This is a genomic window from Polymorphospora rubra, assembly GCF_018324255.1.
Lineage (GTDB): Bacteria > Actinomycetota > Actinomycetes > Mycobacteriales > Micromonosporaceae > Polymorphospora > Polymorphospora rubra.
In genome coordinates this window covers 6519785-6541471 of record NZ_AP023359.1, presented here as the reverse complement: position 1 = coordinate 6541471, position 21687 = coordinate 6519785, and the positions used below count along the sequence as shown (strand labels likewise).

The 21687-nt window shown below is 73.7% G+C and carries 20 protein-coding genes; 4 read left to right on the top strand and 16 right to left on the bottom strand.

The window, feature by feature from the left end; genetic code table 11:
- Position 1 precedes the first annotated feature (1 nt).
- From mpaP to Prubr_RS29350, 12 genes are all read right to left on the bottom strand, one after another.
- Positions 2-1657 (bottom strand): daptide biosynthesis intramembrane metalloprotease, encoded by a 1656-nt coding sequence (mpaP, locus tag Prubr_RS29405; RefSeq protein WP_212818133.1) that lies wholly within the window; start codon positions 1655-1657, stop codon positions 2-4.
- Positions 1654-2400, bottom strand: coding sequence for an ABC transporter permease (locus Prubr_RS29400; protein WP_212818132.1), 747 nt, complete (start codon positions 2398-2400; stop codon positions 1654-1656). Before Prubr_RS29400 ends, mpaP begins: the two co-directional genes overlap by 4 nt.
- A complete protein-coding gene (locus Prubr_RS29395; RefSeq protein WP_212818131.1) occupies positions 2393-3175 on the bottom strand; it encodes an ABC transporter ATP-binding protein in 783 nt (260 codons plus the stop codon). Before Prubr_RS29395 ends, Prubr_RS29400 begins: the two co-directional genes overlap by 8 nt.
- Positions 3172-3357: a hypothetical protein gene (locus tag Prubr_RS29390; RefSeq protein ID WP_212818130.1), complete on the bottom strand. Its 186-nt coding sequence runs from the start codon at positions 3355-3357 to the stop codon at positions 3172-3174. The genes Prubr_RS29395 and Prubr_RS29390 overlap by 4 nt, the downstream gene beginning before the upstream one ends.
- 169 nt (positions 3358-3526) lie before the next feature.
- Entirely contained in the window at positions 3527-3679 is a 153-nt protein-coding gene (locus Prubr_RS29385; protein WP_212818129.1) for a daptide-type RiPP, read from the bottom strand.
- Positions 3680-3743: 64 nt separating this feature from the next.
- Positions 3744-4931 carry a daptide-type RiPP biosynthesis dehydogenase gene (mpaC, locus tag Prubr_RS29380; RefSeq protein ID WP_212818128.1) on the bottom strand — a complete coding sequence of 396 codons (1188 nt, stop codon included), beginning with the start codon at positions 4929-4931 and terminating at the stop codon, positions 3744-3746.
- Between the two features lie 61 nt (positions 4932-4992).
- On the bottom strand, positions 4993-6252 hold the full coding sequence (mpaD, locus tag Prubr_RS29375; RefSeq protein WP_212818127.1) for a daptide-type RiPP biosynthesis aminotransferase: 1260 nt from the start codon (positions 6250-6252) through the stop codon (positions 4993-4995).
- Positions 6249-8078, bottom strand: a complete 1830-nt coding sequence (mpaB, locus tag Prubr_RS29370; RefSeq protein WP_212818126.1) for a daptide biosynthesis RiPP recognition protein — start codon at positions 8076-8078, stop codon at positions 6249-6251. The genes mpaD and mpaB overlap by 4 nt, the downstream gene beginning before the upstream one ends.
- On the bottom strand, positions 8075-9010 hold the full coding sequence (locus Prubr_RS29365; protein WP_246567802.1) for an LLM class flavin-dependent oxidoreductase: 936 nt from the start codon (positions 9008-9010) through the stop codon (positions 8075-8077). The genes mpaB and Prubr_RS29365 overlap by 4 nt, the downstream gene beginning before the upstream one ends.
- A 580-nt stretch (positions 9011-9590) precedes the next feature.
- Positions 9591-9875 (bottom strand): nitroreductase/quinone reductase family protein, encoded by a 285-nt coding sequence (locus tag Prubr_RS29360; protein WP_246567800.1) that lies wholly within the window; start codon positions 9873-9875, stop codon positions 9591-9593.
- 276 nt (positions 9876-10151) lie between these two features.
- Positions 10152-11498, bottom strand: coding sequence for a cellulase family glycosylhydrolase (locus Prubr_RS29355; RefSeq protein ID WP_212818123.1), 1347 nt, complete (start codon positions 11496-11498; stop codon positions 10152-10154).
- Between the two features lie 245 nt (positions 11499-11743).
- On the bottom strand, positions 11744-12997 hold the full coding sequence (locus Prubr_RS29350) for a pectate lyase (protein WP_212828676.1): 1254 nt from the start codon (positions 12995-12997) through the stop codon (positions 11744-11746).
- A 342-nt stretch (positions 12998-13339) separates the two neighbouring features.
- On the opposite strand from Prubr_RS29350, the gene Prubr_RS29345 reads away from it, so the two are divergent.
- From Prubr_RS29345 to Prubr_RS29335, 3 genes are all read left to right on the top strand, one after another.
- Positions 13340-13831, top strand: coding sequence for a SigE family RNA polymerase sigma factor (locus Prubr_RS29345; RefSeq protein WP_212818122.1), 492 nt, complete (start codon positions 13340-13342; stop codon positions 13829-13831).
- Positions 13828-14904 (top strand): hypothetical protein, encoded by a 1077-nt coding sequence (locus Prubr_RS29340; RefSeq protein ID WP_212818121.1) that lies wholly within the window; start codon positions 13828-13830, stop codon positions 14902-14904. Before Prubr_RS29345 ends, Prubr_RS29340 begins: the two co-directional genes overlap by 4 nt.
- A gap of 654 nt (positions 14905-15558) precedes the next feature.
- On the top strand, positions 15559-16290 hold the full coding sequence (locus Prubr_RS29335) for a D-Ala-D-Ala carboxypeptidase family metallohydrolase (RefSeq protein ID WP_212818120.1): 732 nt from the start codon (positions 15559-15561) through the stop codon (positions 16288-16290).
- A 114-nt stretch (positions 16291-16404) separates the two neighbouring features.
- Here the strand turns inward: Prubr_RS29335 and Prubr_RS29330 are convergent, their stop codons facing one another.
- Complete coding sequence (locus tag Prubr_RS29330) at positions 16405-17097, bottom strand: pentapeptide repeat-containing protein (protein ID WP_212818119.1); 693 nt, start codon at positions 17095-17097, stop codon at positions 16405-16407.
- A gap of 142 nt (positions 17098-17239) precedes the next feature.
- Here Prubr_RS29330 and Prubr_RS29325 point away from each other — a divergent pair, with 142 nt between their 5' ends.
- Positions 17240-18109 carry a sulfurtransferase gene (locus tag Prubr_RS29325; protein WP_212818118.1) on the top strand — a complete coding sequence of 290 codons (870 nt, stop codon included), beginning with the start codon at positions 17240-17242 and terminating at the stop codon, positions 18107-18109.
- A 92-nt stretch (positions 18110-18201) separates the two neighbouring features.
- Here the strand turns inward: Prubr_RS29325 and Prubr_RS29320 are convergent, their stop codons facing one another.
- From Prubr_RS29320 to Prubr_RS29310, 3 genes are read right to left on the bottom strand one after another with little or no spacing between them, the layout of a single operon-like run.
- The gene (locus Prubr_RS29320) at positions 18202-19056 is read right to left on the bottom strand and encodes a nitroreductase family protein (RefSeq protein WP_212818117.1); all 855 of its coding nucleotides are present in this window, start codon (positions 19054-19056) and stop codon (positions 18202-18204) included.
- Positions 19053-20708, bottom strand: a complete 1656-nt coding sequence (locus tag Prubr_RS29315; RefSeq protein ID WP_212818116.1) for a tpaE — start codon at positions 20706-20708, stop codon at positions 19053-19055. Before Prubr_RS29315 ends, Prubr_RS29320 begins: the two co-directional genes overlap by 4 nt.
- A complete protein-coding gene (locus Prubr_RS29310) occupies positions 20705-21361 on the bottom strand; it encodes a TOMM precursor leader peptide-binding protein (protein WP_212818115.1) in 657 nt (218 codons plus the stop codon). Before Prubr_RS29310 ends, Prubr_RS29315 begins: the two co-directional genes overlap by 4 nt.
- Between the last annotated feature and the right edge of the window lie 326 nt (positions 21362-21687).

Genomic DNA, 21687 nt, shown 5'->3' with positions numbered 1-21687 from the left:
GTCACCGGCCCCACGGCGCGACGACCGTCAGGAACAGCATCCTGCCCAGCGTGACCTGGCCGACGTCCACCTGGGCCATCCCGGCCGGGTCGGCGGGCCGGTCGGTGACGGTGAGCGGGTACGCGACGACGGCGGCCGTCGGCGCGTCCGCCATCGTGATCGGGGTGAACACGGTTATCGGTGCCTCCGTCGTGACTGCGTCGGTGTCGGCCACCACGGCGGCCCCGGTCACCGCGCGGGTGGCCAGCCCGCCGCGCTGCAACCGGACCGGCGTACCGGCCTCCAGGGCGTCCAGGTCGGCGCTCGGCGGGAGCAGGAGCTCCACCTGTCCGTCCCGGGTCTGGTATCCGCCGGAGATGGTGCGCGGCACCTCGACCAGCATCAGCAGGGCGGCGGTGGCCGCGGTCAGCACCGCCCCCGCCAGCGCGATCCGCCACGTCCTGGCGCCGGCCTGGCGCGCCTCCCGGACCATCCGCACCGCGCTCTTGCCGAGCAGGTAGACGACGTACGCGGCGAGGGCGTTGAACACGACCGCCCCGACCAGCCCCCAACTGCTGAGCATGCCCGTCCACATCGCCAGGCCGGTCGCGACCAGGTACGCCGGGAAGAGCATGCACGCCAACCCGAACGGCACCGACCACCGGCGGTCCAGGGCCCGGGCGTACCGGCCGCCCAGGAACAGCCGGGCGAGCGCACGTCGGGCGTCGGTGACCGCCCGGTCCCGCAGGTACGGGATGTCGAGGTGGGACATCAGCGCCAGGTAGCCGTCGAGCTTCACCAGGGGGACGAGGTTGAGCAGCCCGGAGACGTACACCACGACCGAGAAGAGGACCACGGTGTCCTGGACCGGCCCGGCCGGCAGCCAGAGGGTGGTCAGCGCGGCCAGGCCGGCGATCCCGCCCTGCACGGCGACACCGGCGAGCGCGATGGTGACCCGTTGCCGGTTGCGGGGCAGGCGCCAGGCGTCGGTGACGTCGCAGAAGCAGGCCGGGGCCAGGTAGAAGAGCATCACGCCCATCCGCGACGGGCGCCCACCGTACCGGCTGAGCAGCATGCCGTGGCCGAACTCGTGCAGCACGGTCGAGGTGAAGAAGGTGAGCAGGACCGCGACGTACGCGGCGACCGGCAGCGGCCGGCCGAGCGCCGCGGTCAGCACCGCCGGCCGGGCGGCGAGCGCCACCAGCCCGCCGGCCGCCACGAGTGCCACCAGTACGGCGGCGTGCCCGGTGGTCAGCGGGGCGAGGACGGGACGCAGCGCGGTGAGGAGGCGGTCCGGCCGCAGAACGGTGACCTGGACGGTGAACGGCGGGACGAAGGTCACCCGGCGCGGCCGCGCGGGCGCCCGGTCGGTGCCGTCGTCGAGCAGTCCCGTCTCCCACAGTCGCGCCAGCGCCCCGCGTACGTGTTCCGCCGACCAGGGCCGCCCGAGGTGGGTGGCGAGTTCGTCGACGTCCCGCCGCCCGTCCAGCGACCGGGCCAGCCGGGCCACGTCGGCGCCGACCCGCAGGTAGTGGGAACTGCCCCGCTGGATGATCCAGGAGGCGCCTTCCCCGGTGGGTTCGTGGACGGTGACGTCCGGGGCCAGGCGGCACCGTTCGGGCAGGTCGACGACGCCGACCGCCGCGGTCCCGGCCGGTGGTCGGCGGGCCTGCGTCACAGCACGTCCCGGCGGTGCAGCAGGCGGTCCGCGAGGAGCCAGGCCGCCAGCAGCCACGCCGCGATGACGGCCACCGCGCCGAACACCGGCAGGAGGTACGGCCTGGTGTCGAGATAGAGCGAACTCATGGCGATGGTCGGCAGGAACCGGCCGACGTCGGGGGCGAATCTGGTCAGGTACGGTTCGATGCCCATGGTCGCGACGACCAGGAGGCCGACGGAGACGACCGGGCTGCGGGTGATCCAGCCGATCAGCACCCCCCACGGCGCGCTCAGCACGGTGACCACGAAGACCCCGGCGAGGACCTGCCAGGTCCGGGTGGTCCATTCCGGCTCGATGCCGTACCGGGGCATGATGGCCCACGGCGCCAGCGCCGCGACGGCGGTGGCCAGTACGGCGTACCCGGTGCCCATCACGGTCGCGGCGACGAGTTTCGCGGCCACCAGCCGTCGACGGTTGCCGCCGCTGATCAGGATGGACCGGCCGATGACGCCGGAGGCGTACTCCCGGGTCACGAACAGCGCGCCGAACATGGCGGCGGACAGGTGCATGGTCATCCAGTAGCGGACCGCGTCCTCGGTGACCGCCGCGGCGGTGGTGGTGCCGGCGGTGATCCCCGTCTCGGCCTCGGACACCAGCGACAGCACCGTGATGGCGCCGAGGGCGAGGCCGATCATGGGCAGCGCGAGCCAGAACTTTCCGGCCGTCGTCTTCGCCGTCTCGGCCGTCAACAGGTTACGCATGCTGGTCCGTCCCGGTCTGGGCCCCGCTGCGGACGGTCGCGCCGCCGGTCGGGGGCGCGTCACCGTCGACGAGTTGGAAGAAGCGGTCCTCCAGGGAGTGGGCGCCGCCGTCGGTCAGGTCCCGCAGCGTGCCGCTGTAGCGCAGCGTCCGCTGGATGATCACCACGTCGTCGACGACCTGCTCGACCTCGGCCAGGAGGTGGCTGGAGAGCAGGATGGTGTGGCCCGCGTCGGCCAGACCGCGCAGGAAGCCGCGCATCCACCGGATGCCGTCCGGGTCGAGGCCGTTCGCCGGCTCGTCCAGGACCAGCAGCTCCGGTGCGGCCAGCAGGGCGCAGGCCAGGCCGTGCCGCTGCCGCATCCCGGTGGAGTACCGGGCGACGGGCCGGTCGGCGACCTTCGGGTCGGCCAGGCCGACCTGCTCCAGCACCTCGCCGGCGCGCCCCGCCGGCAGGCCCAGTGCCTTCGCGGTGATCTCCAGATCGCGCCGGCCGCTGACGCCCGGCAACGCGCCGACGCCCTCCATGCTCACCCCGACGCGGCGGGCGGCGTCGGCCAGGTGCGCGTACGGCCGGCCGAAGATCGTCGCGGTGCCCGAGGTCGGGGCGGTGAGCCCCAGCAGCATCCGCAGCGACGTCGTCTTGCCGGCGCCGTTGCGGCCGAGCAGGCCGACGACCCGGCCGGGCCGGACGTCGAAGCTCAGTCCCTCGACCGCGGCCCGGTCGCCGAAGCGTCTCGTGGCCGCCTGAAAGCTGACCGGGGGTACGGCACTCATCCGATCGGCTCGCGTTTGCGGCTGGTCACGGCCTGGACGCCGAGTCCGACCAGGATGCCGATCCCGCCGGCGATGGTCACGATCTGCAGCGTCCCGCTGAGGAAGAACCCGACCACGATCAGGGCCAGGCCGAGGACGATGGAAAGAAGTCCGGCCGGGGAGGTGAGACGGCTGCGTGGCATCGGAGGTCTGCCTCTTCTCGGTGGATGCGGGCGAGAGTCCGCGCTGGTGTTGCGGTGTGCCGCCCGTCGTGCCAGTTCCCTTGGTTCGGGGTTAAAATTTCCATCAGCACGCTGCGGTGGGGCCGACTGCGGGATAGCGGCTCGCAGTCGGCCCCTCAGCATTTCGCGATCAGGTGATGGCGAGGCTGATCGAGATGCCGCCCGCCATCGACAGCACGGCGCTGGCCACGACGTCCCACGCCGGGGCGTCCATCGTCTCCAGCTCCTGCATCGCAAGCTCGAGACCGGCGTCCTCGGTCACAACGTTCTTCTCGTCGTTCATGTTTCCCTCCTTACGGTCACTCGTAGGTGCGGTGTCCCCCGCGGCGTGATCCGCCGCGGAAGTCTCAGGCGGCCGCGGCCACCGTCTTCGCCAGCAGCGCGCGTACGTCCTCGCGCCGCAGTCCGGCGAGCATCGGCAGTCCGCCGCCCCAGGCCCGGGTCGCCTGGTGGGCGGCCGTGTCGATCCGGGCGGCGTCCGCGGTCACCCACCGCGGTATCCCCCAGGACTCCAGCAGCTCGGTGATGCCCGCCACCGGGTCCGCCGGGCGCGTCCGCCGGCCGGCGGTACGCAGTCGGGACCACATGCGACGCAACCGCTCCGCCGAGCCGATCCGGGAGTCGCCCGCGACGATCGCCTGCCACAGCGGTGGCAGCAGCGCGGCGATCGCCCGGGTCTTGCTGATGCCGAGCGCGACCGAGAGCTCGTTGGCGAGGAACCAGCCGCGCGCCCCGAACGGATCCCGCCCGGCGTGCATGTCGGGCAGGTGGCTGAGCCCGCCGAGCCGGACGATCTCCAGCAGCAGGTCCGGCTCCGGCCGTCCGCCGGCGCGCAGCGCGTCGCCCGCCCGGTCGCCGAGCGCCACCAGCCGGGCGGCCGTCCGTTCCGCCAGGTCGTCGCCCGTCGCCGTGTCCCGGAGGTCGCCGACGTACGGGCCGACGGTCCGGAACAGCGCCTCCAGCACCCCCTCGGCGAGCAACGGCCCGGGCAGGGTCGTCAGCGGTTCCGGCAGCAGGACGGCCAGGTCGGGCCGCAACACCTCGCCGGAGACGAGCTGCTTGCCGTCCGCCCTGGCCAGGCAGGCGACCCGGCTGACCTCGGCGCCGGTGCCGAGCGTCGTCGGCACGACGACCAGCCGGCGGGACCGGGTCAACTGCTCCGGGAGCACGACGAGACCGCTGCGCTGGGGAGTCTCCAGATAGCGCCGGGCGTCCGGCACCTCGGCCAGGACCGTCGCCAGCTTCGCCTGGTCGATGAGCGAGCCGCCACCGACGGCCAGGACCGGCCCGGCCGACCCGATCCGCGCGGCGAGGTCGACGATGCCCGTCAACTCCCCCGCACCCCGCAGCACCAGCGTGTCCACGTCGGCATCCGCGCCGGCGAGACCGGCGGCGACGCGGCCGACGAACGGCGCCCCGGCCACCGCCGCGTCGACCAGCAACGTGACCGTCTCGCTGGTCGGTCCGGCGAGGTCGCGCCGGTCGAGACCGTTCCATCCCGAACACACCCGCACGGTGCGCGGCCCGCCGGTCATGACGCCCGCTCGCTTCGCTCGCGGCCGTCATGCCGGCACCGGAGCCGGCCGATTCGCTCGCTCATGAGTCCGTCCCCCGGGCGTACGCGTCCAGGCCGCGCCGGACGCCGTCCAGGAGCTCGGTCAGGTCCGCGTCGGTGTACGTCAGCGCCGGCACCAGTTGCACGCCGGCCGGTCCGGGGTGGACGATCACCCCGGCCCGCCGGATCGCGTGGACGACGCGGCCCACCTCGGTCTGCGGCAGATCGCCGCCGGACGGGGTACGCAGCCGCAGCCCCCAGAAGCATCCGATGCCGGTCACCCCGGTCACCAGCGGGTGCAACGTGGACGGTTCGGCCAGTTCCGCCGCCAGCCGGTCGCCGAGCTTGCGCGCGTTGTCGACCGCGCCGAGCCGGTCCATCTCGGCGAGGGTGGCGAGGACGGCGGCGCAGGTGACCGCCGTACCGCCCTGGGTCTCGGCGTGGCCGAGCGTCGACCCGGTCCAGGTGAACGCGTCGGCGACGGCCGGGGAGACCACGATCGCGGCGGCGGCGCAGGTGCCGTTGGTCAGGGCCTTGGAGAGCAGGAGCACGTCGGGCGCGGACGGCCACCGGTGGGTGGCGAGGAAGTCGCCGGTGCGCCCGAACCCGGTCGCCACCTCGTCGGCGACCACCAGGAAGCCGTACCGGTCGCGCAGCTCCAGCAGCGCGCCGACGTACTCCTCGGTCAGCGGCACCGCGCCGCTGCCCTGCACCGGTTCGACCACGACGGCGGCGATCCGCCGACCTTCGCGGCCGAGCAGTTCGGTCAGGTGCGGCACCGAGTTCGGCGGCAGGTGCCGCACGAGCCGCTGGTCGACGCCGTAGAGCCGCTGGCCGAGATCCTCACCGGTCAGCGCGAAGCCGCCGAAGGTCAGCCCGTGGTAGCTGTTCCGGAGGCCGACCAGCACCGTCCGGGCGGCGTCGCCGCGCAACGCGTGGTAGTGCCGGGCCAGCTTCATCGCGGCGTCGTTGGCCGCCCCGCCGGAGGTGGAGAAGATGACCCGGGCGTAGTCGTCGGGGCCGCACACCCGTACCAGGGCCTCGGCCGCGCTTCGGGCGGTCCGGTTCTCGTAGCGGAAGACGGTCAGGTAGGAGGCGTCGCGGGCCGCGGCGGCGATGGCGTCGGCGACGGCCGCGTTGCCGTAGCCGAGGTTGACGTTCCACAGGCCACTGGTGCCGCAGAGCAGGTCGCCGCCGTCGGCGAACCGCACCCGGTGACCGCTGGCCGAGACCGCGCACAGGTCGTCGCGGCCCTGGTCCTCGGGGCTCACCAGGTACGGCCACAGGGCGTTGCCGGTCACGACGCCACCTCCGCTTCCAGCAGTACGTGGTCCCAGCCGGGTACGTCCGGCAGGTCGGTCCGGGTCCGGACCACGAAGCCCGCCCGGTCCAGTTCGGATGCCAGCGACTCCGCCGGCAGGTTCCGGACCACGCTGGTGAACTCGACGCGTTCCTCGCCCGGCCCGGTTTCCGGCCGCAGCGTCACCACCCGGGTGCCCGGGTCGGTCCAGTGCTCGCCGAGGCGGTACCCGCGCCCGCTGGCACCCTCGACCCGGGTCCACGTCTCCGCGGCCGGGTGACCGGCGGTCCGGCTCCTGGTGGTGAGCAGGAACCGGCCGCCCGGCGCGAGATGCTCGGCGACCCGCCGGTACAGCTCCCGCCGGCCCGGCCCGTCGACCAGCGACACCGATGTCGTGCCGAGCACGACCACGCCGAACCGGCGGCCCAGGGCGAACGAGGTCATGTCCGCCTCGACGACGGTGAGCCGGGTGCGCAGCGCCGCCGGGGTCAGGGCCGCGCGGTCGGCGAGCAGCCGGCACAGCGCCCCGGACAGTTCCAGCGCGGTCACCTCGCGGCCCAGGGCGAGCAGCGCGAACGTGAGCCGGCCCGCCCCGGCGGCGAGTTCCAGGATCTCGCCGGGGGTGCGGCGGACCGCGCGACGCAGGTCGACGATCTCGTCGGTGTCGCGGGTGGTGATGTCGTGGTAGGCCGCCGCGCCCTGCGGTCCGTAGAGGTCCGCGGTACGGATGTCGGAGGTTCGGGTCGTCGTCATGTCAGCGACCGTCCCCGGCGGCGACCGGCTCGGCGGCGACGAGCCGGACGCCCGCGTCGGCGAAGAACGTCGCCACCCGCAGCAGCTTCCCGTGGTCGGCGAACGCCGCCGCCGCGTCGACGGAGCCGCACACCAGCAGCGCCTCGGCGAGCCGGGCGGCGGCCAGGCTGAGGGCGAAGCTGCGGTTGGTCGCCGGCAGGTGCAGGTAGCCGCTCTCGGCGGTCCAGAGCAGCACCGCGGCCGGCGTGCCGGGCTGGTCGGCCGGGTCGTCGACGCCCTCCAGGGGGCGAGGAGCCGGCCGCCGAAGCCGGAGACGCGCAGGTCGGCCACCCCGTTGGCGTTCAGGGTGCGCAGGCTGGCGATCGCGGCGAGGTAGCGGCCCAGCCAGGGGCGGGCGGCGACCGCCCCGGCGCGCTCCGTCTCGTCGACGGCTCCGTCGAGGCACACCGCGCAGGGTGCGTCGCTGGCGTCGTTGCGGCGCAGCCAGGCGTCGCGCAGGGCCGCCGGCCCGTCGCCGACGGTACCGATCCGCACCCCGGTGACCGAGGTCGAGACCGCGCCGTCCGCGTCGACGTGCAGCCGCCGGTCGGGGCCGTCGCCGGCCGGGCCGGCGCCCAGGCCGGGGAGGTTGGCGAGCCGGACCGGCCCGGCGACCGCGAACTCGGGGAACCCGCCGGCCGACCGGGCCCGGTCGGCGTCGGCGAGGAAGTACCGGAAGTCGTCGGTGTTGCCGACCGTGACCAGGGTCGGGCCGACCAGGACCATGAAGGCGGCGGCGGCGTAGTCCTGGATCTGGAGGTAGAACTCGTCGTTGACGGACAGTTCGCCGCCCGGTTCGGCGGGCGAGCCGTCGTACCCGACGATCCGGGGGTCACCGGTACCGGCACCGGGCACGAAGATCACGCCCTGCGGGTCGGCCAGCCCGCCGCGCAGGAGTGCGTCCAGGTGGTCGGGGTCGTCCAGCAGGACCGTCGCCGCCCCGGTCCCCGGGTCCGGCAGCGGGGTGCCGGTGGTCCAGGCCATCAGGTGCTCGCGGATCCGGGCCAGCGACGGCGCGGTGTGCTGTTCGCTCATCGGGCAACCTCCGCCAGGATGGTCCGCAGTTCGGCGAGTGCCGCCTGCTGCCCGTACAGGGCGTGGACGCCGGTGACATTGATGACGATCTCGTCGACCCCGGCGTCGGCGTACTCGGCGACCAGCTCGGCCAGCTGCTCCGGCGAGCCGCTGAGGAAGCCGTCGCACCCGACGAGCGCCTTGCCGGCGTCCTCCAGGCTGTCGTCGGGGCCGATGCCGGCACCGGCCCGGCGCAGCATGTCCCGGTAGTGCGGCGCCTGGAGGTGTCCGGCGTTGCTCGCCAGGGCGATTTCGACCGGGGTACGGTCGGGCCGGCCCAGTGCCATCGGGACGATCGCGGTCAGCCGGGGCATCGGCCGGTTCGCCGCCTCGGCACCGGCCCGCAGGGCGGGCACCACCGAGGACCGCAGGTACGCGGCCGGGGTGAGCCAGGTGATCGCGACGTCGGCCACCTCGCCGGCGAGCCGGGCCATGCCGGGGCGGAGCACGCCGAGACCGAGTTCCACCGGGGGCGCCGGGGTCGGCGTCAACTGCGCGGTCAGGTTCACGTACTCGCCGGCGACCTCGACGACACCGCCGCCGAGCAGCTGCCGGACCGCGGTCAGGTACTCCCGGCAGGCGGTCAGCGGGCTCGGGTACGGCCGCCCGAGGATCGCCCGCTGGAACGCGGGGGCGCCGGGGCCGAACCCGGCGACGACGGGGTGCCCGGTGACCGCCGCCAGCGACCGGGCCTGACCGGCGGCCTCGTACGGGTTCCGCAGCCCCATCAGGGCGACGCCCAGCCCGACGGGCACCCGGAATCCGGCGCCCGCCGCGTGGGCGAACCCCTGGTACGGCTCGACCAGCAGCGACTGCCCCTGCCACAGCCGCGCGGCCGGGGTCCAGGCGGTCAGCGCGGCGAACGGAAGTATCTGCTCCGGGCGTCGGGGCACCGTCGGCACGAGAATGGAAAAGGCGATACGGGACTTGACGGCGACCATACCCCACCCCCTTCTCCGGAATTGGAAGAATGCATTGTTGCCGACTTCGAAAACGCTCTCCCAGTTTCGGCGAGGTTCCGTCGACCAACGGATTCGTACGCTAGACAGCGCACCGGCACATCGTCAAACATTTATCGGCCGATCGCGCCATTTTGAGTACCACAGGACGCCTGTTGAGTAGCTTGGATATCGACTGAGTAGATCGAAAAATAGGCGGTGAGTACGGCGGGCACACTGGGCCATTCCCACCGGAAACCGGTGGAACACCCTCCCCACCTGGGCAGACAGTTCCAACGGGGCGGGCCGGAGGTTCGCTTCGTCTGCTCCGGAGTTGAAGCTTCCGAATCGCCGGCACATCCGGGGAATGAGTGGTGACACGGCGGGAAGCCTGCCATTACCCGCGTCGCACCGGACCCGCACCACGATCCCGCCCTTTAGGAGGATATCGAAGTACGCCGGTATCCACCCCACCACTCGCCGGTCAATTCACGACCGAATGGCAAATTCATTCCCGGCGGCGGCAACAGCGCCGTCAGCGGTCGTGTCCGGCGGGTGGCGAATCGTCGAGGCGGACGGTGACGGCGACGCGGCCCCGGTCGTCGACCCGGGCGACCGCGTGCCCCGGGCGGTCGCCGCCGTCCAGGTGCAGGGTGATCGGGCCGCCCGCGCCGGTGAAGTTGCGCCACCACCTCTTGCGTTCGGGCAGACCGACGGCGATCGTCACCACGTCGTCGGCCCGCCGGTAGGCGACCGGCGTGCTGAAGGTGCGCCCCGAGCGGCGTCCCGTGTAGGTGACGATCGCGAGGTGTCCGCTCACCAGCCGACCCCATCGGGGCGAGGACAGCAGCCCGGCCATGCGAGCGTTGACGCCGTCGACCAGTCGCTTCGGAAGCGGACCCTTGTATCGCACGAGACCCCCAGGTGCCGACAGCCGGTGCCACGTCGCGGCGCCGGGCACATGCCCGAGGATCTCACGGCTGCGACCGTCCCGCCCCGGACCGGCACCGGCGTGACCGGGCGGTGGGCCGGGGGCCCCGGACGGTTGCTGGCGGTGTGGTGGCCGGGCGCGGTGCCCGGCCACCACACCGCCCGGTCAGCTCACCGTGCAGGACGCCACCGGCGTGCCGTTGGTGCCGGTCCACGAACCGAGGAACCCGAACGTGGTGCTGGCCCCGGCGCCCAGGCTGCCGTTGTAGCCCATGTTGCGGGCGGTCACCGCCGAACCCGTGCCGGTCACCGTCGCGTTCCAGGCCGAGGAGACGGTCTGGCCGTTGGCGAAGGTCCAGGTCACCGTCCACCGGGTGATCGCCGCGCTGCCGGCGGTCACCCGCACCTCACCCTGGAAGCCACCCGGCCACTGGTTCAGCACCGTGTACGTGGCCGTGCACGCGCCCGCGGGCGGCGGGGTCGTGGGCGGCGGGGTCGTCGGCGGCGGCGTGGTGGGCGGCGGGGTGGTGGGCGTCGTACCACCGTAGATGGTCGCCTCCCTCGCGGTGGCCCGGATGCCGTTCGCGCCGTTGAAGATGCGCTCACCCCACGTGGTGAGCCGGTCCGGGTCGAAGTTGGTGGCCATGTCCAGGATCGGGTCGGTGTTGCCGCTCCAGGACCAGCCGAGGTAGCCGAGATCGCGGGCGTCCGCCTCGGCGAGCAGGGTCTCGTGGTCGACCTCGCCGGCGTTGAAGCGCCAGCCGAACTCGCCGATGACCAGCGGCCAGCCGTTCGCCTCGAAGTGGTCGAGGTAGTCGACGATGCTGGCCGCAGTGGCGTACACGGCGTACATGTGGATCGACAGCACGGTGTTGTGCTGCTCGTCGGCGTCGAGGATCGTCTGGGCGTTGTTCCGCATCACCTGCTGCCAGTCCTGGCCCCAGTTCGGGCCGTCGACCATGAGCAGGTGGGCGAAGCCGTTGTCGCGCATCCGCCCGATCGCCGCGGCGGTGGCCGCGGTCCACTGGGCGGCGTTGACGTTGCCGATCGGCTCGTTGCCGATGTTGATCACGACGTGGTTCTCCTGGCCCACCAGCGCGCTCTTCTGGCTGATCCAGTAGTCGACCGCCTCGTCGAGCGAGGCGGCCGCGCCCTCTTCCCCGTAGCCGGTGGTGTCGTGCACCTCCAGCACGCAGATCAGCCGGTTCTGCTTGCACAGCGCGATCACGTCGGCCACGTCGTTGGACGGGCCCCACCGCTTGCCGGTGCCCAATACGACCCGCACGGTGTTGGCACCGAGGGCCTTGATGTCGGCGAACGAGTCGGTCTGGCCGGTGAACCAGACGTGCGGGTGGTTGACGCCGCGCATGACGAACGGTTGCCCGTTCGCCTCGACGATGGTGGTTCCGTTGATGTGGAGACCGGCCGCGGCGTGGGCCGGTGCCACGAACATCAGGGCGGAGGCGGCGAGCGCGACGATCGCGGCGCCGAGGGTGGTGAGTCGTCTTCTCATGAGCTGCCTCGAGGAGGAGGGCCCCGGAGCCGGGGCACGACGAATGCCGTGGGCGGTGGGCGCGGCGAGCGTTGCCCTGCTCGCGCGATCGGGTGGGCCCACTGGCGTGGGGACGTCCCGGCTCGGGCCAGAACGTTACGCGTGGAGATCGGTCGATGCAACGCGCGGCCGCGACCGTGGGACGCGCCACGACACCGCACGGTGGTGGCCCCGGCTTCCATGGGCCGGGGCCACCGGGGTCCCGGCTAGCGCTGGGTGATGTCGGACGAGCTGTAGAGGCAGTTGGTGCCGTCGGCACCGGAGCCGATCCTCGTCGGTTCGCCGCCCTTCGGCACGCCCCGGTACTTCTCGCAGATCGTGGTGCTGCCGTACACGGTGATCCGGGAGAACCGGGCGGTGTCGCCCCAGTTGGTGTTGATGCCGGCCAGGACGCCCGTCGTCCGGGCGGTGACCCCGTCCATCACGACGTGCCGCTGGTAGGAGGTGGAGCAGTTGCCGCAGGCGCGGTAGAGCTTGCCGGAGCCGTGCACCTGGAAGTTGCGGATGGTGACGGTGCCGGCACCGTTGTGCTGGAAGACCTTGTCCGAGGCGGACCGGGCGCCGCCACCGTCGACCAGGTACGTCGCCGACGCGCTCGAGCTGCGGAAGGTGGCCGCGTCCTCGCCCACGTCGTTCCACCACACGTTGCGGATGGTGCACGAGCCCTCGCAGTGGATGCCGTCGCCGGCCGGGGAACCGAGGATGACGTTCTGGATGGTGCCGCCGTTGGGTACGACGAACATCGGGTCCTGGTCCTCGCTCTGGCCGCCGTCGCCGATGCCGTAGTAGCGCTTCATGCCGCCGTCGAAGAAGCTGCCGAGGTTGCGGGTCGCGCTGACCCGCTCACTGCCGGTCTCGGTCGGCCAGGGGCCGCTGCCGTCGCCGCCGCTGCCGCCACCGGTGACCCTGACGAGTTGCCACTGCTGGTTGGTGCCGTTGAGGTCGTTCCACTGCGAGATCCGGGCACCGTCGGCGGTCGACCACTCCCAGGTCTCCAGCGCCAGGCCGCTGTTCCGGTTGATCAGCCGGACGTGCCCGCCGTCGGAGTCGGCGAGCCGGAACTGCTGGTTCAGGCCGTTGAGGTCGGTCCACTGCACCACGTCGGCACCGCCCGCGGTGGACCAGCCGTGGATGTCGAGCACCTTGCCGCTGTGCCGGGACTTCAGGCGGTAGTACCCGGACCCGGAGTCGACGAACTGCCACTGCTGCCAGTTGCCGTCGTTGCGTGGCCACTGGACGATCTGCCCGCCGTCGCTGGTGGAGAGGTTGTAGACGTCGAGCGCCTTGCCGGAGTGCCGGTTGACCAGGACGTACCAGGCGTTGGTGTCGACGGTGGCGGCGTGTGCCGGACCGGTCGGCAGGACGGCGAGGCCGAGTGCGGCGAGCGCCGTGGCGAGGAGGCCGACGACGGCTCCGCGCAGCCGGCGTCTCGGGCCGGGGGGACGGTGTTCGAGGATCATGTCGCTGCTCCCATCCGGGGACTCGCCACCATGGACGGCCGCCGGACGGGACAGCACCGGAACGGGGGCGGACGGCATGGCGGCAGGGTGGCGCGCCGTTTCTCCGTGTTGCCCCACGTAGAAGAAAACGCTTTCCGGCAGGCTATCGCCACCCATCGGACTCGGTCAATGGATGCAACGGTGCTGCAGGAAAGCGCATTCTGCCGGTCGGGCCGGCGTGGCCTCCCGCCCGTCCGCCACCCGACGACCGCCACCGGGCGACCGGCGCCGGACGACGAAGTCCGGCGGCGATGCAACAGAACGCGGCACCTGCTTCGTGTTCAAGATGAACAGGGAGGTCGAGTGACGTTCGAGGAATTCGTCGCGGCGCGGTTGCCGGCGCTGCTCCGGTACGCCACCGTGCTGGCCGGCGACCCGCACCAGGCCGAGGACATCGTGCAGGACGTACTCGTCAAGGCGCATCCGCGGTGGGCCCGGATCGGCTCACTCGATCTGCCCGAGTCCTACGTCCGCAGGATGATCGTCAACGAACTGGTGTCGACCCGCCGGCGGGTGACGGCCAGGCTGCGCCGCGAACGGGTCCACCCGCCGGACCCGGTCGACGACCGCACCGAGACCGTCGCGCAGCGCGACGCGCTCGTCCGGCTGATCCGTGCCCTGCCGACCAGGCAACGGATCGTGATCGCGCTGCGCTACCTCGAGGACATGGCCGACGCCGACATCGCCGAGTTGCTGGACTGCAGCGTCGCCACGGTACGCAGCCAGGCGTCGCGCGCCCTGGTCAGCCTGCGGGGCACCGCCACGCTCGAGCCGTTGAAGGAGCAGAGACGATGATCGACTCCGCAGCGATCCGTGAGGCGTTGACCGCCATCGCCGACGAGGCGCCCGGACCGGAGCGTATCCACGCGAACCTCGCCGGTCTCACCCGGCGGCACCGGCAGCGCCGCCTCGTGTTGCGGCTGGCCGGCGCGGGTGCGGCCGCGGCAGCGGTCGGCGTCGGCGGACTGGGCACGCTGCGTCTCCTCGACCGCCCCGACACCGCTCATCCCGAGGTGCCGGGCGGTCCGGGCGGCGGCTGGCTGGAGACCCCGCTGCGCCACCGGCCGGGTTGGCTGCCCGCCGGTTACGGGGAGAGCAGCCGTACCGTGCTGGTGGCCGGCGAGGAGGCGGCCGTCGTCTCGTACCAGTGGGAGAAGGCGGCCGGGGCCGGCCCCGGGACCGCGATCGTCTCGCTGACGGTCGGCTGGCACGAGTCCCTGGAGGCCGACCGGCCCACCGGTCCGACGCACGACGTCGACGTCGCCGGCGTCGCCGGCCAGGTCGTCCGCCGGACCGGCAACCCCGAGGCCGGCCCCGACCCCTACGTCATCTGGCAGCCGCCCGGGGAGCCGCAACTGATCGTGACCGTACTCGGCGACGACACCACCGAGCAGCGGGAGAACACCGCACTGCGCGTCGCCCGGTCGGTGCGACCGGATCCGGGACACCTCCAGGTGGGACCGCGTCCCGGCTGGTTGCCGGCCGACCTGGCGACCCGGCCCTGGCGGCTCTCCCTGGGCTACCAGGGGACCGACTGGCGGCAGACCGTCGCGGTGACCGGCGCCGACGGGCGCCAACTGCTGGTGGTCTCCGGCCCCGGTACACACACCGGGCTGGGCATCCAGCCTGCCGCCCAGCCGGTCCCGGTGCTCGGCCTGGCCGGCTGGCACATCCCCGAGAGCAACCAACTGTATTTCACCCTGCCGGACGAGGTCGCCGTACTGATCCAACTGGACCAGCCCGGCTCGACGGGCGACCCGGGCGGGGCGTCCGCACCGCCTCCGGTTCCGGTGGCCGACCTGGTCCGCATCGCGGAGGAGTTCGACTTCGGGCCGTGGCCGGACATGTCCTGGGTGGGCGGGCGGTAGCCGAGCCAGCGGCCGGCCCAGGGTCGGCCGCACCCGCCGGCGGTCCGGGGCAGCCGCGGAGGGACGGCCGGGCCTCGGCCACGCCGCGTCCGCCGCGCACCTCGTTGAGGAGCGGGTCGCGAGTGGGCACGACGGCCTGGCTGCGACAGGTGGAGCCGGAGGTCAGGACGACGAGGGCGGGGCCGGTGCCGGCCGGCCCGGCCGGGCCCGCCAGCCCGGCCGGGCCGGTGGCCCGGGCCGCGTGCGCGGCCGGGTCCGGGGTGCGGGTTCGGGTCCACGGTGTACGACGACGGTCGCCGGCAGGCGCGGCGGAGCGGATCGCCAGCCCGCCGCAGCCACACCTCCCACCATTCGATCAGGCTAGCCTAACCTCACCACCTGTTCGTACGACAGGCGTCGCCCGACCCGCCACCGCCGGCCGATCAGGGAGAAACGTCGCGACCAATCGGGACAAGATGGGCACGACTGGTCCTCGATCAGCGCACGACGGCGGCGGCACGGCGAAACGCGGCGGCGACACCCACCCGACCGACGGCGCCAGGTCTGGCAGGAAAGTTTCTGATTGTTACGAACGACTGTCAGATATTGACATAGATCTTCAGTTAAGTCACGCTCTTCGATGCGCTTGATCCCCACCACAATGGAGGCTCACGAATGTTCAGACGTGCTTCGAAGATCCTCGCGGCACTCGTACTCACGGCCGCGGCCACGCTCGTCGGCACCACCGTCGGCGCGTCCCCCGCCTACGCCGACGGCTGCTACACCTGGGGCCGCACCCTGCAGCAGGGCGCGTCCGGCGAGGACGTACGGCAGCTCCAGATCCGGGTCGCCGGCTACCCCGGCTACAACTCCCAGATCGCCATCGACGGCGTCTTCGGCCCGGCCACCCGCTCGGCGGTGATCCGCTTCCAGCAGGCGTACGGACTGGCCGCCGACGGCGTCGCCGGACCGAACACCTTCAACCGCATCTACGCGCTCCAGGACAACGACTGCACGCCGATCAACTTCAGCTACGCCGAGCTCAACAAGTGCAACAGCAACTGGTCCGGCGGCGCGGTGTCGGCCGCGACGGCACGTGCCAACGCGCTGGTCAGCATGTGGAAGCTCCAGGCACTGCGGCACGCCCTCGGTAGCCAGTCGATCCGGGTCACCAGCGGCTTCCGCAGCTATTCCTGCAACAGCGCGGTCGGCGGCGCGAGCAACAGCCGACACCTCTACGGCGACGGCGTCGACCTGGGCGCCGGGCCGCACAGCCTGTGCCGGCTCGCCCAGCAGGCCCGTTACCACGGCTTCCGGCAGATCCTCGGCCCCGGCTACCCCGGCCACAACGACCACACCCACGTCGCCGCGGTAGGCGGCTGGTCCGCCCCGTCCTGCGGCATGTGACCCACCCTCCCCCGCGATCTTGCACTTGTCGCCCGACAAAACCGGGCAAAGGGGGAGACATCTGCAAGATCGCGGGGGCTCGGGGCGCCCGGGTCCCGGGCGCCCCGACCCGGGTCAGGGGTCGGGGGTGATGCGTACGCCCAGGGCGTCGGCGAAGACGTGGGCCAACTGGATGAGGTCGGCCGCCTCGACGACCGCGCCCCGCCAGCTCGTCACCCCCGCGACGTCCAGCAGCACGCAGTCCCGGAACCGGGTGCCGGTCATCGTGGCGTTGTCGAACCGGGCGCCGGTCAGATCGCAGCCGACGAACGACGCCCCGCTCAGGTCCGCCCCGGTGAAGTCGGCACCGGTGAGGTTGCAGCCCTCGAACCGTACGGCGGTGAACCGGGTGAACCGCCAGCCCGACAGATCCATCCGGCACCCGTCGAACACCGCGTCGCGGGCCACCGCGTCGACGAGGGTGAAGCCGGTCATCCGCGAGTCGGCGAGCCGGACCCGCAGCAGCGTCGCCGAGGGCATCCTCAGGTTGGCCCAGTCGCTGGTCTCGACCAGGCAGTCGGTCAGCCGCGCCCGGGAAAGGACGGTGCCGGACAGCGTGGTGTTACGCAGCCGGCACTGGGTGAACTCGACCGACTCGGCGTCGCGGGCCGAGAGGTCGAGGTCGACGAAGCCGAGCCGCTCGTAGCCGGCCTCGGTCACCAGGTCGTGGTCGGGCAGCACGGCCGCGTCCAGCGCGGTGGGTGGCTTCGGCCGGGCCGGCTCGGCGGACACCTTCGACGGGCGGGCGCGTGATCGGGACGGCGGCACCGGGCCACCCTACGGCACCCGGCCCGCCCGGACCGGCCGTGACCAGGGACACGTTCCGGAATGGGCGCGCCCCGGAGCAGCTTGTACGGCACAGAACCCTACTCATCGAGTAGGGAATAGACGACTGTGACGGAGTGCCGCGATGACAACGTCCCTGCCCACCCCACTGGTCTCCACGGCCTGGCTCGCCGAGCACCTCGACGACCCGGACCTGCGCGTCCTCGACGCGACCGTGCACCTGGCCGCGCCGGAGCCGGGCAGCACGCAGTGGAGTCAGCGCTCCGGGCGGGACGACTACCTCGCGGCCCACATCCCGGGCGCGGCGTTCGCCGACATCATCGACGACCTGTCCGAGCCCGACGGCGGCTGGTTCACCAAGCCGTCCCCGGCCCGGTTCGCCGCGGCGGCCGGCGGGCTCGGCATCGGCCCGGACAGCCGCGTCGTCGTCTACTCCCTCGACCCGTTCTGGGCGACCCGGGTCTGGTGGCTGCTGCGGGCCAACGGCTTCGACAACGTCGCCGTCCTCGACGGCGGCTTCCGCAAGTGGACCGCCGAAGGGCGGCCGACCACGGCCGGTGCGCAGAGCTACCCGGCGGCCGAGTTCGTCGGCAGCCCGCGCCCGGACCTGTTCGCCGAACTCGCCGAGGTCGAGCGGGTCGTCGAGAGCGGCTCCGGCGCGTGCCTGATCAACAGCCTGTCGCCGCAGGACCACCACGCGACGCAGACCAACAGCTACGCCCGCCCCGGCCGCATCCCGGGCAGCGTCAACGTCTTCGTCGGCGCGCTGCTCGACCCGACCGACGGCACCTTCAAGCCGGTCGACGAACTGCGCGCGATCTTCGCCGACGTACTGGCCCGGCCCGGCCGCAAGGTCACCTACTGCGGCGGTGGGATCGCGGCGACCGGGGACGCGCTCGCGCTGACCCTGCTCGGCGAGGACGACGTCGCCGTCTACGACGGTTCGCTGCGCGAGTGGACCAGCGACCCCCGACTCCCGCTCGAGGTCGGCTGATCCACCCGCGCGGGTGTCCGGCCGGGCAGCCGAAGGCGCCGCCGACCGGGGGGCGACGCGGAAGAGCGTCGCACCGGCGGGGGCCACCGGTGTCACCCGGTGCCGGCCCCGTACCGCGACTCCGCGAGGTCCTCGGCGTACAGGTCGAGCTCGACCGGGTTCATGAACTTCATGGCTGCCTCCCTACTGATCGGGCCGGTCCGGCCGTGGTCGGGTGGAACACCGGGTGAGCGCCCGCTGGGGTTGGCGCTCACCCGGTGGCTGTGGGGGTTTCCCAGGGCGACGGCGAACAACGGCTGGCGGCGTACGCCGTCACAGCGCAACGGCCGGCGTACGGCGGCCGGCACGAGGCCGGCGAAGACGCAGCCGGTCAGGTCACGGGCGACCGCGTCGAGCCACATCGCGTACGCGGCGGCACCGGCGCGGGTGAGCAGCAGCCGGTAGCCGTGCGCGCCGCGCCGGGCGACGGCCGACCCGATGTCGCCGAGCACCGTGACGATCGCGCCGGCGGCGGCGAACTCCCGGCCCGCGGTCAGGTGCGCGCCGGCGTCCCGGTCCGGCAGCGGCAGCACCGGTGTGACGGTCCGGGCGACCGCGTCGTAGCGGTGGACGCCGGTCGCGAGGCCGTCGACCCGCAACGCGACGATTAGCACCTCCAGCCGGTCGTGGTCGACCTCGGTCGGCCGGTCCCGGCGGTCCGCGGCGGTCCCCGCCGCGACGGCCGCGCCGAGTTCGGGCAGCCGAAGCGGGGTGACCGCGAACTGCCGTACCGCCTGCCGGCACGACAGCGTGGTGAGCGGGTCGGTCGGTGGACGGTCGGCGACCGGTACGGCCACCGGCGGCCCGACGGCGGGCAGCGGCGGCAGGGCCGGGAGCGGGTCGCCGGGCGGGCCGGCCGCGTCGAACGAGCGCAGCAGTGCCAGCGCGAGGCCGGCGGGCGAGGTCACCGGCGCACCTCCCCGTCGCCCGCCTCCCGCCCGTCCGCCGCGGGCTCCCGCAGGTCGATCAGGGCGGTGACGGGCTCGGGGGTACGGTCGACGCCGAGCACGGCGGCCACCGCTTCGTCGTCCCACTCGGGACGGGGCAGCGCGGTCAGGCCCAGCGGGATCGCGGCGGCACCGATCGCCGCCTGCGCGCAGCCGGCGTCGAGCAGCGCCGGGCGCAGCCCGGCCCCGTCGTACCCGTCGTGGGGTGTCCAGTGCAGGTCGGCGGTCAGCACGATCGAGGCGGGGGCGGTGCCGCGTACCCCGTCCGTCAGGTCGCCGAGCCGGGCGAGCGCGGGCCCGTCCGGGAGGTAGCCGTAGACGCCCGCCGGCAGGCCGGCGACGTCGCGGGCCACGACGTACGCCACGACCGAGCCGGTGTCGCCGCCGGTCGCGGTCCACCACGACACCCGGTCCGGGGTCCCGTCCCACCAGCCGGCGCCGACCCCGAGCAGCACCCCGACCGCCGCCAGGTCGACCCCGCCGGCGGCACGGCCGTCGCGCGGCAGCTCCATCGTGGGCACGGCCAGCGGGGTACGCGGCGCGAGCGGCCACGCCCGCGCGCCGCGTTGCGGGGCCCGGTCCGCCGGCCGGTGGTGCGTCTGGTGGGTTTCGGCGTCGGGGAAGTCCCGGGGCGGAGGGCCGACCGCCGCCTCGTAGCGAGCCGCCACCGGCGGCTCGCGCGGCTCGCCGGGCGCGGCCGAGCAGGCGGGACAGCCGGGCCGGGTGGTGGCGGCGTGCCGCTCCTGGGTGAGGTCGGTGAGGTCGACGCTGCGCCACCGCATCGGCAGCGCGGTCCGGGTGGCCCGGCTGACCAGCCCGAAGATCTCGTTGGCGGCCAGCGCGGCGGTGAGCGCGACATCGTCGGGGTCCGGCGGGCCGGCGGGGTCCGGCGGACCGACGGGCCGGCCGGTGGCGCAGGCGAGGCACGGGGTGAGGCGGGGATCGACGTACGGGCCGAGGTGGGCGACGCCGGCACGGAGCGACACCCACAGCACCGGGATGTCGCTACGCCAGCAGTCGACGACCGTCTCCGCCTCGTCGTCCGGTGTCGGCGTCGCCAGCACGACCAGCGTGGCCCCGCCCGCCGGGTACGGTCCGGCGCCCCGGCTCACCGCGATGTGCGCGCCGAGTTCGGTGGCCAACGCCGCGGCCAGCGGTCCGTCGCCGCGTACCTCGACGTGCGCGGCGGCGAGCCGGGCGGCGGCCTGCTCCCAGGCGGCGTTGGCGGCCGTCGCGTCACCGATCCGGGACAGGAAGTCGGCCAGGTGGTCGGGCACCGCGGTCACGTCGACGCCGGCCGGCGCGGCCTCCTCGACGACCCCGCAGGTCCACAGCAGGGTCACCGCCTGGAACAGCGCGCGCGGGGTGATGCCGAGCGCGGCGGCCAGCGTCGGATGGTCGCGGGTGCCGTCCATCAACGGCAGCAGGTGCGCAACCAGGTCGACGGCGCCGCCGCCGAGGCGCCGGCGGCGTACCACGCCGTCGACGACCAGCCCGTCCCCCATCGGGTACGTCAGCACCCCGCGCCGGGTACGCGGCCGTACCGGCACCGCGAACCCGCGGTCGTTCGACGCCGCCCGGGCCACGGACCCGGCCGTGACGACGCCGCTCATGCCCGCGCCCCGGTCCGCTCGCGGCGGGCGTCCGCCCCGTCGGGGTCCCCGGGGTCCGGGTCGGGTCGGCGCGTCCGGGGGGCGGGGTCCGCGGGCCGGGCCGCCCGGACGCGCGGTGGCCGGCAGCGGGGGCACCCGTCGACCGCCACCACCCCGTGGCGCCCGCTCGTTCCGGTAACCAGGTTGACGGTGCGTATCCAGGCCCCGGGCAGCTGCGCGGACGGGGTCCGGGCGTCACGGACCGCACGGCGGGCCAGCGCCACCGCGAGCCCGACGTGGTGGTCGGCGTAGCCGGGCACCGGCCGTTCGACGGTCCCGGTGTCCGGCCCACCGTGGTCCCGGCGGCGGCGCCGGAAGCAGTCGTGGCAGGCGGTGCGGCCGGGCACCACGACCGGGCCGCAGCGCAGGTCGGGGTGGTCGAGCAGGACCGGAAACCAGGGCCGGCGGGCGGTGAACGCCGCCCGGTCGACGGCTTCGGCGACGGCGGCCCGGTCGTACTCGCCGGCGACCACCACGATGTCGGCGTCCGGCCGGCTCTGCGGGCGCTCGGCGTCGGTGACCGTCGAGCCGGGGTAGCCGGCGGCGAGCCGGTCGGCGACCCGGTGGCCGAATCCGCCGGACGCGACGATCAGCAGCGTCGGGGTGGCGTCCATCATGGTCCTCCGTGGTGCGGGTGGTGGTCGGGCCCGAGGCGCCGCCGGCCGGCCGGTATGGTCGAAGTGTCGGATAGCGGACGCGACCCGCGGTCGGATCCGTCCTGGATCCCGGTGTCCGCCGGATTCATCGTCGCCCGCCCGTCGTGGTCCACATCGGATGCGGACCAAGTCTGGGCGACCCGGCGGCCCGTCGCCTGAGTGCCGGGTACTCAAAAGTCACGGCGCGACCGTCGACCGGTTACTCAACCGGACCGGGCCGGCCCGCGGCGGCGGGCCGGGGCGGGCGGAGATGATACGCCCCCCGCGCACCCACCCGGTTCATC

Bases quoted from the DNA above. Each gene is read 5' to 3' on its own strand.
- Prubr_RS29310 (WP_212818115.1), bottom strand. From the start codon at position 21,361: ATGGACGCCACCCCGACGCTGCTGATCGTCGCGTCCGGCGGATTCGGC.
- mpaB (WP_212818126.1), bottom strand. From the start codon at position 8,078: ATGAGCGAACAGCACACCGCGCCGTCGCTGGCCCGGATCCGCGAGCAC.
- Prubr_RS29325 (WP_212818118.1), top strand. From the start codon at position 17,240: ATGACAACGTCCCTGCCCACCCCACTGGTCTCCACGGCCTGGCTCGCC.
- Prubr_RS29315 (WP_212818116.1), bottom strand. From the start codon at position 20,708: ATGAGCGGCGTCGTCACGGCCGGGTCCGTGGCCCGGGCGGCGTCGAAC.
- Prubr_RS29355 (WP_212818123.1), bottom strand. From the start codon at position 11,498: ATGAGAAGACGACTCACCACCCTCGGCGCCGCGATCGTCGCGCTCGCC.
- Prubr_RS29340 (WP_212818121.1), top strand. From the start codon at position 13,828: ATGATCGACTCCGCAGCGATCCGTGAGGCGTTGACCGCCATCGCCGAC.
- Prubr_RS29400 (WP_212818132.1), bottom strand. From the start codon at position 2,400: ATGCGTAACCTGTTGACGGCCGAGACGGCGAAGACGACGGCCGGAAAG.
- Prubr_RS29350 (WP_212828676.1), bottom strand. From the start codon at position 12,997: ATGATCCTCGAACACCGTCCCCCCGGCCCGAGACGCCGGCTGCGCGGA.
- Prubr_RS29385 (WP_212818129.1), bottom strand. From the start codon at position 3,679: ATGAACGACGAGAAGAACGTTGTGACCGAGGACGCCGGTCTCGAGCTT.
- Prubr_RS29395 (WP_212818131.1), bottom strand. From the start codon at position 3,175: ATGAGTGCCGTACCCCCGGTCAGCTTTCAGGCGGCCACGAGACGCTTC.
- Prubr_RS29335 (WP_212818120.1), top strand. From the start codon at position 15,559: ATGTTCAGACGTGCTTCGAAGATCCTCGCGGCACTCGTACTCACGGCC.
- mpaC (WP_212818128.1), bottom strand. From the start codon at position 4,931: ATGACCGGCGGGCCGCGCACCGTGCGGGTGTGTTCGGGATGGAACGGT.
- Prubr_RS29390 (WP_212818130.1), bottom strand. From the start codon at position 3,357: ATGCCACGCAGCCGTCTCACCTCCCCGGCCGGACTTCTTTCCATCGTC.